The 17,736-nt window shown below is 59.7% G+C and carries 11 protein-coding genes; 3 read left to right on the forward strand and 8 right to left on the reverse strand.

Annotated elements, in window-relative coordinates:
• Window positions 1-70: 70 nt before the first annotated feature.
• The 4 genes from ACI77H_RS27565 to ACI77H_RS27580 all read right to left on the reverse strand — a co-directional run bounded on the left by ACI77H_RS27565 (window position 71) and on the right by ACI77H_RS27580 (window position 4,483).
• Complete coding sequence (locus ACI77H_RS27565; RefSeq protein ID WP_407014918.1) at window positions 71-934, reverse strand: LysR family transcriptional regulator; 864 nt, start codon at window positions 932-934, stop codon at window positions 71-73.
• Window positions 935-1,237: 303 nt separating this feature from the next.
• Window positions 1,238-3,085, reverse strand: a complete 1,848-nt coding sequence (locus ACI77H_RS27570; RefSeq protein ID WP_407015005.1) for an amidohydrolase — start codon at window positions 3,083-3,085, stop codon at window positions 1,238-1,240.
• 308 nt (window positions 3,086-3,393) lie between these two features.
• Window positions 3,394-3,708 (reverse strand): SCP2 sterol-binding domain-containing protein, encoded by a 315-nt coding sequence (locus ACI77H_RS27575; protein WP_019690779.1) that lies wholly within the window; start codon window positions 3,706-3,708, stop codon window positions 3,394-3,396.
• Between the two features lie 64 nt (window positions 3,709-3,772).
• The gene (locus tag ACI77H_RS27580; protein ID WP_407014921.1) at window positions 3,773-4,483 is read right to left on the reverse strand and encodes a histidine phosphatase family protein; all 711 of its coding nucleotides are present in this window, start codon (window positions 4,481-4,483) and stop codon (window positions 3,773-3,775) included.
• Window positions 4,484-4,685: 202 nt separating this feature from the next.
• Here ACI77H_RS27580 and sohB point away from each other — a divergent pair, with 202 nt between their 5' ends.
• Window positions 4,686-5,708 (forward strand): protease SohB, encoded by a 1,023-nt coding sequence (gene sohB / locus ACI77H_RS27585; protein ID WP_407014923.1) that lies wholly within the window; start codon window positions 4,686-4,688, stop codon window positions 5,706-5,708.
• A gap of 191 nt (window positions 5,709-5,899) precedes the next feature.
• Window positions 5,900-9,715 carry a leucine-rich repeat domain-containing protein gene (locus ACI77H_RS27590; protein ID WP_407014925.1) on the forward strand — a complete coding sequence of 1,272 codons (3,816 nt, stop codon included), beginning with the start codon at window positions 5,900-5,902 and terminating at the stop codon, window positions 9,713-9,715.
• Between the two features lie 54 nt (window positions 9,716-9,769).
• Here ACI77H_RS27590 and ACI77H_RS27595 read toward each other — a convergent pair whose 3' ends face one another.
• Both ACI77H_RS27595 and ACI77H_RS27600 read right to left on the reverse strand, forming a co-directional pair.
• Complete coding sequence (locus ACI77H_RS27595) at window positions 9,770-10,264, reverse strand: DUF934 domain-containing protein (protein WP_407014927.1); 495 nt, start codon at window positions 10,262-10,264, stop codon at window positions 9,770-9,772.
• A complete protein-coding gene (locus tag ACI77H_RS27600; RefSeq protein WP_407014929.1) occupies window positions 10,248-11,906 on the reverse strand; it encodes a nitrite/sulfite reductase in 1,659 nt (552 codons plus the stop codon). Before ACI77H_RS27600 ends, ACI77H_RS27595 begins: the two co-directional genes overlap by 17 nt.
• A gap of 524 nt (window positions 11,907-12,430) precedes the next feature.
• Here ACI77H_RS27600 and ACI77H_RS27605 point away from each other — a divergent pair.
• Window positions 12,431-13,504: an ABC transporter substrate-binding protein gene (locus tag ACI77H_RS27605; protein ID WP_407014930.1), complete on the forward strand. Its 1,074-nt coding sequence runs from the start codon at window positions 12,431-12,433 to the stop codon at window positions 13,502-13,504.
• Here the strand turns inward: ACI77H_RS27605 and ACI77H_RS27610 are convergent.
• Together ACI77H_RS27610 and metH are read right to left on the reverse strand one after the other, a co-directional pair.
• Window positions 13,501-13,719, reverse strand: coding sequence for a DUF2970 domain-containing protein (locus ACI77H_RS27610; protein ID WP_407014931.1), 219 nt, complete (start codon window positions 13,717-13,719; stop codon window positions 13,501-13,503). The two genes, ACI77H_RS27605 and ACI77H_RS27610, sit on opposite strands and share 4 nt — an antisense overlap.
• Before the next feature lie 197 nt (window positions 13,720-13,916).
• On the reverse strand, window positions 13,917-17,627 hold the full coding sequence (gene metH / locus ACI77H_RS27615; RefSeq protein ID WP_407014933.1) for a methionine synthase: 3,711 nt from the start codon (window positions 17,625-17,627) through the stop codon (window positions 13,917-13,919).
• Window positions 17,628-17,736: the final 109 nt, after the last annotated feature.

Below are 17,736 nucleotides of genomic sequence, written 5' to 3' on the forward strand. Positions count from 1 at the left end.
AGACGATCCCGCCGTGCAAGGCGGACCGAAGCTTGAGGACACAAACGCCATGATCCGGTGTAAAGCGGACTCAGGTCAGCGGGTTCCAGCGCTGCGACCAGTCTTCATCGGACTGGATGACTTCGCGCAGCAGGTCGAAGGCCCGTTGCAGGGTCGCCGAGTCGCGGTCGCGGGAGTAGACCAGATAGGTTGGGTAGCTGAATTCCGGAGCTTTGGGCACCTGCTCCAATACGCCGCTTTCCAGATAACTCTGCACCACGCGGGTACGGAAATAGCCACTGCCGCCGTGTTCAAGGATGTACTGCAAGCCCAGCGGGCCGAGGTTGAAGCTCAGGGCGGCTTTGGCTTTTTCCGGCAAGGCCGCATCGTGCTGGCGACGGAAATCCGGGCCCCAGTCGATGTACACATAGGGATCAGGCGTTCCGGGCAGCCGCACGAGGACCAGTTTTTCCTCCAGCACCTGCTCGACTTGCAGGCGCGGCCAATACTCCGGCTGATAGACCAGCGCCGCGTCCAACACCCCCAGCTCCAGTTGGCGCAGCAGGTTTTCGCCGTCCCGGATCTCCATGCGCAGTGCGTGACCGGGAATCCTCTCCCGCAGCTCGCCGGCCCATCTGAGCATCAGTGGGTTGCACAGGCTGACTTCGCCTCCGATGTGCAATACGTCGTGGTAACCCTCGGGCAAGGGCAAGTCCCGACGCGCGGCGTCCCAGGTTTCGACCAGTTGATTGGCGTACACCACAAAGGCCTCGCCGTTCGCGGTCAGGCGGGCGCCGGCGCGGTTGCGCACGAACAGCGTGCTACCCAGTTGGCTTTCGAGTTTCTGCACGCGCGCGGTGATCGCGGTCTGGGTGACGTGGAGTTTTTCCGCCGCTGCGGCGAGGCTGCCGTGGCGGACGATTTCCAGAAAGGTACGGGCGAGGTCGATGTCCATGGGGTGGCCGGTGCGGGAGGTGCGGGCATTGTAAACGGATACTGTAGGACTCGGTCATGTGGCTCGGCAGGCCCTCGCTCCAACCTTCTGAGAGCCTGATTTCAGGTGTGCGCGGTACCTGTAGGAGCTGGCTTGCCGGCGATGGACGCCAACGATAACGCGTGCTGTTCGAATGAACGCGGTGTCCAGGCGATCTTCGTCGGAACGCCGCCCGGAGCAAGCCGCTCCCACATGAATGGTTTCAGGTTCATCCGCCAAATCAGGTCGACCTCTGCGCAGACTGCGCGCGTTTAGCCGTTCAATTCAAAACGCAAAACACGAACAGCCAAACGCCCCCCAGAATCCCTGAAAGTCACTCACCGGCGCCGAAGACATTCGCGCCCGCTCATGGCTATGCGCATGCACGGCGCAAGCCCCGACACACTGATGAACCTGCGCCGTCATTGGCGCCAGCGGTCGCCAATGGCCTGGTACATGGACCACCGGAGACCATTCCGGCACCACCGGCACAGGCGGCGGTCCGAGCTTTTCGAACTCGGCGGTGCCATAGACGATCTTGCCGTCGACAATCGTCAGCACCGACTCGATCCATTTGACCGCTTCGTCCTCGATGTGGAAATAGTCCGCCGACAGCGCAATCAGGTCCGCCAATTGTCCGACCTTGATCTGGCCTTTCTTGCCTTGCTCGGAGGAAAACCAGGCACTGCCGTGGGTGAACAGCTCCAGCGCGGTGTCGCGGCTCAAGCCTTGCGGGTACAGCTCCAGACCACCGACGGTGCGGCCGCTGACCAGCCAATACATCGAGGTCCAGGGGTTGTAGCTCGACACCCGCGTGGCGTCGGTGCCGGCACCGACGGGAATGCCTTCGGCGAGCATGCGCGCGATCGGTGGCGTGTGTTCGGCAGCCTTGGCGCCGTAGCGGTCGACGAAGTACTCGCCTTGAAATGCCATGCGGTCCTGAATCGCAATGCCGCCGCCCAAGGCTTTGACCCGCTCGATGTTCTGCGGGGTGATGGTTTCGGCGTGGTCGAAAAACCATGGCAAACCGTTGAACGGGATGTCGCGATTGACCTTCTCGAACACATCGAGCATGCGGCTGATGGATTCGTTGTACGTGGCGTGCAGGCGGAATGGCCAACGCTGTTCCACCAGGTGCCGGACCACCGGTTCCAGTTCCTGCTCCATGGTCAGTGGCAGGTCCGGGCGTGGTTCAAGGAAGTCTTCGAAATCCGCTGCCGAAAACACCAGCATTTCCCCGGCACCGTTGTGCCGCAGAAAATCGTCGCCCTGACCGTAATGTGACGTGCCGGTCCAGTTTTTGAAGTCGGTCAGCTCTTCCTTGGGTTTCTGCGTGAACAGGTTGTAGGCGATCCGCACCGTCAGCTGTCGGTCTTTGGCCAGTTGCTGGATCACCTGATAATCGTCCGGGTAATTCTGATAACCGCCGCCGGCATCGATGGCGCTGGTGACACCGAGGCGATTGAGTTCACGCATAAACTGCCGGGTCGAATTGACTTGGTACTCCAGCGGCAGTTTCGGCCCTTTGGCCAGTGTCGAATACAGAATCATCGCATTGGGACGGGCGATCAGCATGCCGGTCGGGTCGCCGTTGGCATCGCGCTGGATTTCTCCGCCCGGCGGGTTCGGCGTGTCGCGGGTGTAGCCGACCACTTTCAACGCTGCGCGGTTGAGCAGGGCACGGTCGTAGAGGTGCAGCACGAACACCGGCGTATCCGGCGCGGCTTTGTTCAGTTCATCAATCGTTGGCAGGCGTTTTTCGGCGAACTGGAATTCGTTCCAGCCGCCGACCACCCGTACCCATTGCGGCGTGGGTGTGCGGTCGGCCTGATCCTTGAGCATGCGCAAGGCATCGACCAGTGACGGCACGCCTTCCCAGCGCAATTCCAGGTTGTAATTCAAGCCGCCACGGATCAGGTGCAGATGCGAGTCGTTGAGGCCGGGAATCACCGTGCGACCGTGCAGGTCAATGATTTGCGTGCCGGGACCTTGCAGCGCCATGGCCTGTGCGTCGCTGCCGACCACCACGAAGCGTCCGTCCTTGATCGCCACGGCACTGGCCTGGGGTTTCTTGCGATCGACGGTGTGCAGGCGTCCGTTGTACAAAATGAGGTCGGCCGGGGTATCTGGCATGGTTTTACTCCCTGCGAAAAGAGGGCTGATCCAGGCACCGACGGCGCCTGCCGAAAGGCCTTGCAGTACACGTCGACGGTTGAAGCCGTCGTGGTCGTCAGGTGGGGGCATGGCAGTGTTCTCCGCTTGGTTCTTTCATAGAAGAAAAAGGGGATAGAACAGCCGATGTCTGACACATGCGGCCAGAAGGAATATAGACGGCAAATCCGCAGGCAGCCGTTTTCCAAAGGTGAAAAACGACGAATCCCGCCACAAGGGGCGGGATTCGTGTGTAGCCAGAGAGGCTCCCGAGTGCGGGAGCCGCCATCTTAGCTTGGGAACAGCTCGGACAGTTTCATGGCCAGCATCATGTCGCCTTCAGCGCGCAGTTTGCCGCCCATGAACGCCTGCATGCCGTCGGTCGAACCGTCAACGATGCCTTCCAGGGTTTCGCCGTCCATCACCAGAGTGACCTGGGCGTCCGGGTTTTCGCCTTCTTTCAGCTCGCAGGTGCTGTCTTTGACGATCAGCGAGAAGTTCTTGGTATCGTCGATGCGGAAACCGAAGACCAGGTCCAGGCCGGCAGCAGCGGCTGGGTTGAACTTGGCTTTCATTGCTTGTACGGCATCAGCTACGGAGGTCATGGTTCGATCCTTTCTTGGGTAATTAGAGCTGGGTGGTTACAGCCTGGGTCACAATAGTCCGGACTCAGCGAAACGTGATGAGTTCCGGTGCTTTCAACAGTTGCAGATGCGCATGGCTGTTGAAAGAAGCCAGTGCCACCTCGCGACCACGGAATTTCAGTTGGTTGAGCGAGGTGTTGACGATTTGCCAGTTCAGTTCAAAGGCCTGCCTGGCGGGCATTTGCGTAATGAGATGGAGCAGGGCCGTGATAGTGCCGCCGGAGGTGAACACGGCGATTTTCTGGGTGTTGTCGGCGCTTTCGAGGATTCGGTGCAGGCCGGCCTGCACCCGCTCGACAAAACCCAGCCAGCTTTCCAGGCCCGGCGTGTCATACGTTCCGGCCAGCCAGCGCTCGATGATCAAGGCGAAAATACGCTGGAACTCGGCGCGGTTTTGCGCAGCGTTGCGCAGGATGTCCAGCGCTTCCGGTTCGTCGTCGAGCATGGCCGGCAACAGTGCGCGGATGACCGCGTCGGCGTCGAATTCGTTGAACGCGGAATCGATTTCCACGGTCGGTACCGGCAGGCCCAACGCTGCGAACTGCTCGAGCGCACTGTTGGCCGTGTGCTGCTGACGGCGCAAGTCGCCCGAGAGGCAGCGATCGAAGCTGACGCCCAGCCCGGCGAGGTGCTGTCCGAGGACTTCTGCCTGGCGAATACCGGTCGGCGACAGGACGTCATAGTCGTCTGCACCAAAGGAGGCCTGGCCATGTCGAATCAAATAGATACTGCCCACGTCCGCGTCATCCCGGTACGTTGAAGGTTCGGCGAGGTTATGAGGATGACGGTGAGCTGTCAATGAAAAAACATACGCTTGTTTGAAATGTCCGTTACAGGCCTGTTGCCAGAGGTTTCACGGCTGGCCGCAGGACCGGTGCATGGGTATGCTGGTGCTATCCCGCGCGCGCTTATGCAGCGCATTGATTGAAGGAGTCACTGTGGAGTTTTTCACCGAATACGCCAGTTTCCTGGCTAAAACCGTGACACTGGTGATCGCCATTCTGGTGGTCCTGGCCAGTTTCGCGGCATTGCGCAGCAAAGGTCGACGCAAGTCGGCCGGCCAATTGCAAGTCAGCAAACTCAATGATTTCTACAAAGGGCTGCGCGAACGCCTGGAGCAGACCTTGCTCGACAAGGACCAGCTCAAGGCCTTGCGCAAGGTCGAGGCCAAGTCCGAGAAAAAGCAAAAGAAAAAAACCGAAGCCAAACCACGGGTGTTCGTGCTGGATTTCGACGGTGACATCAAGGCTTCGGCCACCGAAAGCCTGCGTCACGAGATCACCGCGCTGCTGACGCTGGCAACGCCCAAGGATGAAGTGGTGCTGCGTCTGGAAAGCGGCGGCGGCATGGTTCACAGCTACGGCCTGGCGTCCTCGCAACTGGCGCGCATCCGTGACGCCGGCGTGCCGTTGACCGTGTGCATCGACAAGGTCGCCGCCAGCGGCGGCTACATGATGGCGTGCATCGGCGAGAAGATCATCAGCGCACCGTTCGCGATCCTTGGCTCGATCGGCGTGGTGGCGCAGTTGCCCAACGTCAACCGCTTGCTGAAAAAGCACGACATCGACTTCGAAGTCCTGACCGCCGGCGAATACAAGCGCACCCTCACCGTGTTTGGCGAAAACACCGAGAAGGGCCGTGAGAAGTTCCAGGAAGACCTGGACATCACTCACCAACTGTTCAAGAACTTCGTTGCCCGCTATCGCCCCCAACTGGCCATCGACGAAGTGGCGACCGGCGAAATCTGGCTCGGCGTTGCCGCGCTGGACAAACAGTTGGTTGACGAACTCAAGACCAGCGATGAATACCTCGCCGAACGTGCGAAGAAGTCGGAGCTTTATCACCTGCACTACGCCGAACGCAAAAGCCTGCAGGAACGTATCGGCATGGCGGCCAGCGGTTCGGTCGATCGCGTATTGCTGAACTGGTGGAGCCGGTTGACCCAGCAACGTTTCTGGTAACTCTTAAAACGTCATCGCATAAAAAATAAAACCGTGGATAACCTCCACGGTTTTTTTTGCCCTTCGCAAGGTCGTGCTTTTCCGTGCGCATGCAGCGAAATTTCCTATCGTCACTGTCAATCGGTCCGGCTTTTTCGGCGGTGCAGGTTGGGTAGGGTGGTGTTCCTGAAATGATTGCAATGGAATGCACCATGAAAGAGTTGCTTCATAACGACGTTGCCGGCCCTCATCCCACGCCCTGTGCGCGAATGCGCGACGAACTGAAAACCGCGCTGGATATTGCGCTGCCCCAAACCCCCGACCAGTTTGGCGAACATCTGATCAAGGAAAAATGGGGGCAGGGGATTGATCCGCAGACAGCCTTGCTGGTCACGCTCGATTACAACTACAAGGGGCGTCCTGCAGAAAACGGTATCGAGCAGGGGCAAGTGGCGAGTTCCCGTTCGCTGCTGCAAACGCTGCTGTCCAATTACCAGGCTGTGGGTGACGGGCGTTTCGCTGAAACCGCGTTCGGCTTGTACACGCCGCCGGATATCGGACCCGCCGTACGCATTGTGCAAAATGCCGATGAGTTTGCCGATCACGGCAGCGGCAATCACCAGACGTATGAAGGCATCTATCGCCAAACCACACCGCAAGTTTACGGACCAACAACACAGATCAATCTGAGGCCCGCCGATTTCAAGAAGTGGGTCTGGGAGCTGGAACTGAAGGACTTGTACGAAGCGTATATCGGTCAGGCCTGGCCGGCCGATGACGTGCTTGTCGCAGCCAAACCTTACGCGCTGAGAACCTCGGTCAAAGCGGCGTTCGTCATGGCGGCCTGGTTGCAACTTCATGAACAACGCCTGTCGCCAAAAGGCCTGAGGCTTGCGATGCAAGCGGCAGGTTTACCGCCGGATCAGCCATGGGAAACGCTGACCATCGAGCAACTGAACGCACCGGCTCGCGCTCCTTCATCCGTCAGGGCCGGGCGGTTGAAGCTCTACCGTTACACCTCGACGGATATCTGGGCCTTTCGTGACACCGCCAGTGCCAGAGTGCTGTTGTACATTCCCGGCAATTCTTCCCCGCTGCACGAATTCGCCGACGCCACTCAACTGCATCAGTGGATTGCCGCTCAAGGCAGGGTGAATGAAACGAAACAGGCGTTGGCCACCCACTTTGTCGAAGATGACCGTGAGGACGGTACGTTTCATGCCGGTGTTCTGACGGCGCTGGATGGCATGGCGTTGTATCCGGCAAAACACTGGCTGACGAATAATGCCGGTTTTTTCAACAACGACGGCTACTGGGATCCGGACGAGTACATCGGCTACGACGATCCTGCATCCGCCACTGATGCGTTCGGCCAATGCGTGCTGACGATGAAGCAGGCGGCGCGGGCCAGTATCCAAAGCATCCGTGACGATGCCCAGGTCAATCGTGACAATCTAAGCGCAGTCGTTGAACCGCTTGCGCAATGGATCAACCGGTTCGGGCCGTTGGCGTTGTTCGTTCCAGGAGGCGAGGGGATACTGGCGCTGGCCGGGCTTATCGACGCGGGCTACGGGATTGATCAGGTGGTCAACGGCAAGACACCACGCGTACGGTCAGAGGGTTTGACGCGCACTGTTTTTGGCTTGCTCAATGCGTTGCCCATCGTCGCGGAGGTGGCGCTGAAAGGTGAAACGGCCATCACCGACTCGACAGCGGAAGGGCTCAGGCCTGAGTCGGAAGTGGCCGTTGACCCAACGCCCGATCCAGTGAACGTGGCGCCGGCGAGCCGCGTCGAACTCATTCGCGCCATTGGTCCCTCTGTGGCCTCGTTCAGCGATGAAGTGCTGGCGCAGATCGGCAAGGTCAGTTCGATTGGCGACGACATGCTGCGGTTGATCCAGACTGGCCGCGCGCCCACGCCTTTGCTGGCGGACACCATCAGTCGCTTCAGGATCGATCACGATCTCGGCCCGGCCGGGGATGCTGCGCAATTCAGTCTGCGTTACCAGGCACTTCAACGCTCGGAGCTTGAATGGGTCCGGCTGTTCCAGCGGCAATACCCGGACCTGCCAACAAGTGCAATCGAGCAAATGCTCGACCGCTATGGCGTGGACATCCAACGTGCGCCCGAGACGGCCGAGGCCAGGCAGGTGTTCGCACGTCTGGACAGCAAGGCCCGCCAATACCAACAGCATGTGCGGCTCAATCGCGCCTATGAAGGCTTTTACCTGCGCTCGGTGGTGAACGCCGAGACGGACACGCTGGCCTTGCACTCCCTGAAAAACCTGCCCGGCTGGCCAAAAGATCTGCGGGTCGAAGTCCTCGACGGCTCGTCCACTGGCAGGGTTCTTGACCGTTGCGGACCCCTGGATTCCCCTCATTACCGAAACGTGATCAAAGTGGGGAAGCGTTACCTGCGCCAAGGCCGGCCAACGGATTTCTTCGATGCGATCCTCGGCGTGCTGTCGGACGAGGAACGCTCGGTGTTGCCTCTCACGTCGCCGGATCCGGCCAGCGAGTTGCGGCTCAGTCTCAGTGATCGGCCATTGTCCCGTGCCGAAACCCTGCTCGGCTTGCAAAGGCTCGACTCAGGGCTGACCTTCGAACCACAGGGGCTGCGCGGTGGAGGCTACCCGTCGACGCATCAGGGTGAAGCCATGACATTGCAAGCCACCCGGTTACAGATCAAGGATGTTTATCCGGACTTCACCGATGCTGAGGCGGATCAGGTCATACAGCGTGAGGGGGGCTCGGTGCAGGCGTATATCGATCGGCTGAATCTGCAGTTACAACAACTCCACACCGAGTTGAATGGCTGGGTCGAGCAAGCAGTGCAAGACATTGCCGACATGGACATCCCCATGCTGGCCATGGGCGATGAAGAGGCGGCGGGTATGAATCCTGCGCAAATTGCCGTGCACAATGCCCACTTCCTGCAATTGGCCTTGCACGAGGAACAGACGGTCAGGGCGGAGCTCGCCGTTGAACTTGTCGCCATTTGGCAAAAACGCGCGCCGAACCGTCGTGTCAGGCTTGATCTCGCCTTCGAGGACTATCACCGCCTGCCCACCCTGAGCGTCCGCCTTAACGATGTGGTCGAATTGTCGATGCAAGGATTCCATCTGACCGAGGAGGAAAGTTTGAACGGCTTTCTCGAGAGTTTCCCGAATCTCGAGGTTTTGAATCTGGAAAACGTCGACTTGCGTCCTTTCTTCGTGGACGGCCACGAAGGGTGTGCCTTGCCGCCTGCGCTGTGCCAGTTGAGAAACCTGTCCTCACTCAATCTGCGCGGCACCCAGCTGGTATTCAGTGAACGTGCCGCTTCACAACTGACTGACCTGACAAGCTTGCAAAGCCTCGACCTGAGCGACAACCCGTTGGATGTACCGCCGATGGTGCTGGGCTTGAGCAATCTGCGCCGGCTCAACCTGAGGAATACCCGGATAAGCCGTTGCCCGGTCGGGATCATGGATGAGCCGTACCTGACGTCTCTTGATTTGCGCGATAACCAGATCACGCGAATCCCCCAGGCGGTGCTGAACCAGGCCATCGCCAGGGATCGAGTGCTGTTGTGGAACAACCCGTTGACCGATGAAGACACCTTGCAGCGGTTGGTCGTGCATCGAGAACAAACGGGTATCAACTTGTGGTTGAGTGCGCCGGGGCCTGACTATGCGAATCCGGCGACCTGGTTGAACGGGATTGAACCAGGGCTGCGCGATGCGAGGCAGCAGATTTGGCAGCAACTGGCACTCAAGCCGGGTGGCGGGCGGTTTTTAGGGGCCATGAACACGTTGACCCTCACCCCGGATTTCCAGATCAATTATCTGGATCTTCAGGCACGGGTGTGGCGGCTGTTAAGCGAAGCGGATGCTTCGGATGAATTGTTGAGTCGATTGAGCCTGAATCCACTGACGCCAGCGGGCGTGTTCGATAACCCGTTTGCGGTGTTCACCGCATTGGAACACCGTGCGCAGCTTTACCGGGACTGGGTGGCTTTGGGGCAACCGATTCCGATCGAGCGATAGCAGATTGGTGGAGCCGATAAAGCCCCGATCCCATTGGGTCAGGGCTTTATGTGGTCAGCGGCGACGGAACAGTGGCAGCGGTTCGTCGGTGGCGGCTTGATAGGTCACCGAGAAGTCCTTGAGACCTTCAAGGGCTTCGTACGGGTCTTTATCTGCACGAATCGCAAAGGCGTCGAAACCGCAGCGATGCATGTAGAACAACTGGTCACGCAGCACATCGCCAATCGCCCGCAGTTCGCCTTTGAAACCGTAACGGTCACGCAGGAGGCGGGCGTTGGAGTAGTTGCGGCCATCGGTGAAGGCCGGGAAGTTCAAGGCGATGACCTGGAAATTCGCCACGTCTTCACCGATTTCTTCGGCTTCTTCATCGGCGTCCAGCCACACGCCCAGGCCGCCATCGCGGGCTTTGAGCATACGGCTGTGTTCGCGCCACAGTCGCAACGGGACGATCAGGTCATCGCAGTTGCTGATCTCGTCGATGTTGAAATCCTTGGGCAGCAGGTGCCAGGTTTCGTCGACGACTTCGTTGTTCTTAATGATTCGCTGCATAGACGCGTTCCTTGAAGAGGTCGATGCCAATACGCTGATAGGTGTCGATGAAGCGCTCGTCTTCGGTACGTTGTTCGATGTACACGTCGATCAGCTTTTCGATCACGTCTGGCATGGCGTCCTGGGCAAAGGACGGGCCGAGGATCTTGCCCAGGCTCGCATCGCGGCTGGCGCTGCCGCCGAGGGACACCTGATAGAACTCTTCGCCTTTCTTGTCCACCCCGAGGATGCCGATATGGCCGACGTGGTGGTGACCACAGGCGTTCATGCAGCCGGAGATGTTCAGGTCCAGTTCACCGATGTCGAACAGGTAGTCCAGGTCGTCGAAACGGCGCTGGATCGATTCGGCGATCGGGATCGACTTGGCGTTGGCCAGCGAGCAGAAATCACCGCCAGGGCAGCAGATGATGTCGGTCAGCAACCCGATGTTCGGCGTGGCGAAGCCTTGCTCGCGCAATTCGCCCCACATCGCAAACAGTTGGGACTGTTCAACGTCGGCCAGAATGATGTTCTGCTCGTGGGAGGTGCGCAGTTGACCGAAGCTGTAACGATCGGCCAGGTCGGCCACGGCGTCGAGCTGCTTGTCGGTGATGTCGCCCGGCGCAACGCCGGTTGGCTTCAGGGACAGGGTCACGGCGACATAACCCGGCTTCTTGTGCGCCAGGGTATTGCGGGTACGCCAGCGGGCGAAGCCCGGGTGCTGCTTGTCGAGTTCGGCGAGTTCGGCGGTCTGGTTGTCCAGCGCCTTGTAGTCGGGGTCGACGAAGTGTTTGGCGACGCGATGCACTTCGGCGTCGGTCAGCGTGCTCTGGCCACCGCGAAGGTGTTCCATTTCCGCATCGACTTTCTGCGCGAAGACTTCAGGCGTCAGGGCCTTAACCAGAATCTTGATCCGTGCCTTGTACTTGTTGTCGCGACGGCCATAGCGGTTGTACACACGCAGGATGGCGTCGAGGTAGCTCAACAGGTCTTGCCACGGCAGGAATTCGTTGATGAACGCGCCAACCACCGGCGTACGACCGAGGCCACCGCCGACCAACACGCGGAAACCCAATTCGCCCGCAGCGTTGTGCACCGGCTCAAGGCCGATGTCGTGCACTTCGATGGCCGCGCGGTCGGAGGTCGAACCGTTGATCGCGATCTTGAACTTACGCGGCAGGTAGGCGAATTCCGGGTGGAACGTGGTCCACTGGCGGACAATTTCGCACCATGGGCGCGGGTCGATCAGCTCATCGGCAGCGACACCGGCGAACTGGTCGGTAGTGACGTTGCGCAGGCAGTTGCCGCTGGTCTGGATCGCGTGCATCTGCACGGTCGCCAGTTCAGCGAGGATGTCCGGGATGTCTTCCAGTGCCGGCCAGTTGAACTGTACGTTCTGGCGGGTACTGATGTGGGCATAGCCCTTGTCATAGTCACGGGCAATCTTGGCCATCATTCGCGTCTGGCGCGAAGTCAGCTGGCCGTAAGGCACCGCCACCCGCAACATCGGCGCGAAACGCTGGATATAAAGCCCGTTTTGCAAGCGCAGAGGGCGGAATTCTTCTTCGCTCAGCTCGCCTGCCAGATAGCGTCGGGTCTGATCACGGAACTGCTTGACGCGGTCCTCGATGATCCGCTGATCGTACTCGTCGTATACGTACATATAAGTCCTGTTCTCAGGCTTGGGCCGGTCGGATCCAGTTGCGATTTTCGCTTGCTGAAATCTCCGATACTGCCTCGGCAATTCTGCGCGCACGGCCGCGCACTCCCTACGGAGCCGGGGCAAGATACCAGTTTGGAGTTATGCGCAAAAGTGATGTTTGAGTATATGTAAAGAACCAAATCGACTATCGAGAATCGTTATTACTAAACCCGCATTTGTGGTGTGGGCAATCATCGTCTTAACTGTGGTCGAGTCTTTATGCAATCACCGATAAAACCGACAAGAGGCGATGCAATGAGCAACCCTACCAAAGCTTCAAAACCTGACAGTACGGTCGATGCTTGGGCCATTCTGTTTCTGATCATTCTGGTCGTGGGCACAGCGGTATTTTGGGTCAGCCATCAATAACCGACCCCGTCCGGGCCCGGCTCCGACACTTGTCGGACAAAAACTGCAATAAACGCCGATTTACGGGCGTTCGCTGGCTATAATGCGCGGCGAATTTCCGGGGGCTCGGGCGATCAATGTTGAAGTTCTTCTACACCTTCCTGTTGCTGCTTGGCACGGTTTACGGCCCTGCTGCGCGTGCGGAGTCGGTGTTGTTCCTGAATCCCGGGAAGACTGACGAAGCCTTCTGGATCAGCTATTCGCAATTCATGCAGGCGGCCGCCACGGACCTGGGCATCGACCTGAGGATTCTCTATTCCCGGCGCATGCCCGAACTCACGCTGGCGCAAGCGCGCCGTGCTCTGCAAGGCCCCGATCGTCCCGACTATCTGCTCTTCGTCAACGAACAGTACATCGCCCCGCAAGTGTTGCGTCTGGCTCAAGGCAGTGGCGTGAAGCTGTTTATGGTCAATGCGTCGCTGACGGCCAATCAGTTGAGCCTGATGGGCGAACGCCCCGATCGTCTGGGCAGCCTGGTGCCCAACGACGAGGAGGGCGGCTACCTGATGCTAAAAGAGTTGATTCGTCAGCATCCGCCCGTGGCGCCCGGTCAGGTGATCGAGTTGCTGGCGTTCTCCGGCCTGAAGATCACGCCCTCGGCGCAACTGCGTGAGCAAGGGATGATGCGAGCGCTGGCCGAGCACCCGCAAGTGCGTTTGCGGCAACTGGTTTACAGCGGTTGGACCCGCGATCGTGCGTATGAACAGGCAACGTTGCTGTTCCGGCGCTACCCGAAGGTTTCGCTGGTGTGGTCCGCCAATGACGAAATGGCGTTTGGCGCCATGCAAGCGTATTCAGAGACGGGCGGCGTGCCCGGAAAGGACGCGTTGTTCAGCGCGGTCAACACCTCTACCGCCGCGTTGCAGGCGAAAGTGGATGGACGATTGAGCGTCCTGTTGGGCGGACATTTCACCCTGGGCGGCTGGGCTCTGGTGGAATTGCATGACCTCGACCAGGGCGTGGACATCAGCCGGTATGGCGGCCGCGACCGCCAGATCCCGCTGATGCAACTGGTCGACAGGGCAACCGCCAAGCGAATGCTGGCCATGGGTGAATCGCCGGACTACGGCGTGAACTTCCGTCGCCTGTCGGCCAAGGGCCGCCCGACGTCCTATCGCTATCCGTTCAACCTGCAAACCCTGTTGCGCTAAACCCCTGCCAGATGCACCACCAGTTGCACGATGCCGAACAGCGTCAATGCAAACACCGCGGTGAACAAAATCCCCAGGATCACGAAATGACTGGGCTTGCCGTGGGTGAAGTCCCGGGCCCGATTTTTCCCGCTCTGTACCCCGAACGCCGCCGCCAGGACACTGTGCAGCATCTGCCAGAAACTAGGCGGCTTGTTGTCGACTGGATCGTCCATAAACCCCTCGTCACGGATGTGTGAAGCGTAAGCATAGACAATCCAATCCGGGAGGGTACAAATCCTGTGGGAGCGGGCTTGCCCGCGATGGCGGACTGGCAGTCACCCATAATGTTGACTGGCAGGGCCCCATCGCGGGCAAGCCCGCTCCCACAGGGATCTCAGTTGGCCACGCGAATGTGGCCAGGCGATTGATCTTAGTTGTCGTAGCCGAGGTTCGGCGCCAGCCAGCGCTCGGTCACGCTCAATTCCTGACCTTTGCGTGACGTGTAGCTCTGCACCTGATCCTTGTCGACCTTGCCCACCGCGAAATACTGCGCCTGCGGGTGAGCGAAGTACCAACCGCTGACCGCTGCCGCCGGGAACATTGCGTAGTGCTCGGTGAGGAACACGCCGCTGCGGCCCGCCTGCATTTCGCTCGCTTCAGGGTCGAGCAAGGCGAACAGGGTGCTCTTCTCGGTGTGATCGGGGCAGGCCGGGTAGCCGGGAGCAGGGCGGATGCCGGTGTATTGCTCTTTGATCAGCGCCTCGTTATCCAGCGTCTCGTCCTTGGCGTAACCCCAGTAATCCTTGCGGACCTGCTGGTGCAGCCATTCGGCGCAGGCCTCGGCCAGGCGGTCAGCCAGTGCCTTGACCATGATCGAGTTGTAATCGTCGCCGGCGTCCTGATACGCCTTGGCCACTTCTTCGGCGCCGATGCCGGCGGTGGTGATGAACCCTCCCACGTAATCGGTGACTTCACTGTCCTTCGGCGCCACGAAGTCGGCCAGCGAGAAATTCGGCTTGCCGTCGGTCTTGATGATCTGTTGGCGCAGGTGATGCAGCTTGGCCAATGGCTTGCCGTCATCGCCGTAGACTTCGATGTCGTCGTCACGTACCTGGTTGGCCGGCCAGAAACCGAACACGGCGCGGGCGCTGATCAGTTTCTCGTCGATCAGTTTGGCGAGCATTTCCTTGGCGTCGGCGTACAGCGCGGTGGCGGCTTCACCAACCACTTCGTCTTCGAGGATGCGCGGGAACTTGCCGGCCAGGTCCCAGGAGATGAAGAACGGCGTCCAGTCGATGTATTCGGCGAGGACTTTCAGGTCGATGTTGTCCAGCACTTTGGCGCCGGTGAAAGTCGGTTTGACCGGCGCGTAGCTGCTCCAGTCGAACTGCGGCTTCTTGGCGATGGCCGCCGGGTAGCTCAGGCGTTCGGTGCGGGCGCTGCGGTTGGCGGTACGCTCGCGGACTTCGATGTATTCCAGGCGGGTTTTCTCGACGAACGCCGGTTTCAGTTCCTTGGACAGCAACTGCGTCGCCACGCCCACGGCGCGGGAGGCGTCGGTGACGTAGATCACCGCGTCGTTGCTGTACTTCGGTTCGATCTTCACCGCCGTGTGCGCCTTGGAGGTGGTCGCGCCACCGATCATCAACGGCAGGTGGAAATCCTGACGCTGCATTTCGCGGGCGACGTGGACCATTTCATCCAGCGACGGGGTGATCAGGCCGGACAGCCCAATGATGTCGCACTTCTGCTCCTTGGCCACCTGCAAAATTTTCTCCGCCGGCACCATCACGCCGAGGTCGACGATGTCATAGCCGTTACAGCCCAGCACCACACCGACGATGTTCTTGCCGATGTCGTGCACGTCGCCTTTTACCGTGGCCATCAGGATCTTGCCCTTGGCTTCCGGTTTGTCGCCTTTTTCCAGTTCGATGAACGGGATCAAGTGCGCGACGGCCTGCTTCATCACGCGGGCGGATTTCACCACCTGCGGAAGGAACATTTTGCCGGCACCGAACAGGTCGCCGACGATGTTCATGCCAGACATCAGCGGGCCTTCGATCACTTCGATCGGGCGGGCGAAGGACTGGCGGGATTCTTCGGTGTCTTCGACGATGTGCGTGGTGATGCCCTTGACCAGCGCATGCTCCAGGCGCTTGTTAACCGGCCAGCCACGCCACTCTTCGGTCTCGGCTTCCTTGACGCTGCCGTCGCCCTTGTACTTGTCGGCGATGGCGAGGAGGGCGTCGGTGCCTTCCGGGGTGCGGTTGAGCACCACGTCTTCGACGGCGTCGCGCAGCTCGGCGGGGATCTGGTCGTAGATCTCCAGCTGCCCGGCGTTGACGATACCCATGGTCAGGCCGTTGCGGATCGCGTACAGCAGGAACACCGAGTGAATCGCTTCGCGCACCGGGTTGTTGCCACGGAACGAGAACGACACGTTGGACACGCCGCCCGAGGTCAGCGCATACGGTAGTTCGTCGCGGATGTAGGCGCAGGCGTTGATGAAGTCCACGGCGTAGTTGTTGTGTTCTTCAATACCGGTGGCCACGGCGAAGATGTTCGGGTCGAAGATGATGTCTTCCGGCGGGAAACCGACTTCGTTGACCAGAATGTCGTAGGAGCGTTTGCAGATTTCTTTCTTGCGCGCTTCAGTGTCGGCCTGGCCAGCTTCGTCGAACGCCATCACGACGACTGCGGCGCCATAGCGCTTGCACAGTTTGGCGTGATGGATGAACTGCTCGACGCCTTCTTTCATGCTGATCGAGTTGACGATGCCCTTGCCCTGGATGCACTTGAGGCCGGCTTCGATCACTTCCCACTTCGAGGAGTCGATCATGATCGGCACGCGGGAGATGTCCGGTTCACCGGCAATCAGATTGAGGAAGGTCACCATGGCCTTCTTCGAATCGAGCATCCCTTCGTCCATGTTGATGTCGATCACCTGGGCGCCGGCTTCGACCTGCTGCAGGGCGACTTCCAGGGCTTCGGTGTAGTTGTCTTCACGGATCAGGCGGGCGAATTTCGCGGAGCCGGTGATGTTGGTGCGCTCGCCGACGTTGACGAACAACGAGCTGCGATCAATGGTGAACGGTTCCAGGCCGGAGAGGCGGCAGGCCTTGGGAATGTCCGGGATTTCACGCGGTGCGTAACCGGCCACGGCTTTGGCGATGGCTTCGATGTGGCCCGGCGTGGTGCCGCAGCAGCCGCCGACGATGTTGAGGAAACCGCTTTGGGCGAATTCTTCGATGACCTTGGCGGTTTCCGACGGCAGTTCGTCGTACTCGCCGAATTCGTTCGGCAGGCCGGCGTTCGGGTGCGCCGAGACGTGGGTACCGGCCTTGTTCGACAGTTCTTCCAGGTACGGACGCAACTCGCTGGCGCCGAGGGCGCAGTTCAGGCCGACCGAGATCGGTTTGGCGTGGGCTACGGAGTTCCAGAACGCTTCGGTGGTCTGGCCTGACAGGGTGCGGCCGGAGGCGTCGGTGATGGTCCCGGAGATCATGATCGGCAGTTCGATGCCCAACTCTTCGAACACCCCTTGCACGGCGAAGATCGCGGCTTTGGCGTTGAGGGTGTCGAAAATGGTTTCGATCAGGATCAGGTCGGCGCCGCCTTCGATCAGGCCTTTGGTGGCCTCGGTGTAGTTCACCACCAGTTCATCGAAGGTCACGTTGCGATAGCCGGGGTTGTTCACGTCCGGCGATAGCGAGCAGGTGCGGCTGGTCGGGCCGAGCACGCCGGCAACGAAGCGTGGCTTGTCCGGGTTCTCGAGGGTTTTCGCATCGGCGATCTTGCGGGCCAGGCGAGCGCCTTCTACGTTCAGTTCGTAGGCCAGTTCTTCCATGCCGTAATCGGCCATGGAAATCCGGGTGGCGTTGAAGGTGTTGGTTTCCAGAATGTCAGCGCCGGCATCCAGGTAGGCTTTTTCGATGCCGCCAATCACGTCCGGGCGCGTCAGCACCAACAGGTCGTTGTTGCCTTTGACATCGCTTGGCCAGTCGGCAAAGCGTTTGCCACGGTAATCCTGTTCCTCGAGCTTGTAGCTCTGGATCATCGTGCCCATGCCGCCATCGAGAATCAGAATGCGCTCTTTGAGGGCGTGCTTGAGGGCTTGAAGGCGAACACTGCGATCGGACATTGGGACTACTCGGAAAGACCATGACGAAGGGGCGGGATCATAGCAAACCTGTGCGCTTTTAGAGCATGTGCGGTTTTTGCATGAATATCGTTCATGTTGGTGTGGGCGC

Source organism: Pseudomonas sp. O230 (assembly GCF_045447035.1).
Taxonomy (GTDB): domain Bacteria; phylum Pseudomonadota; class Gammaproteobacteria; order Pseudomonadales; family Pseudomonadaceae; genus Aquipseudomonas.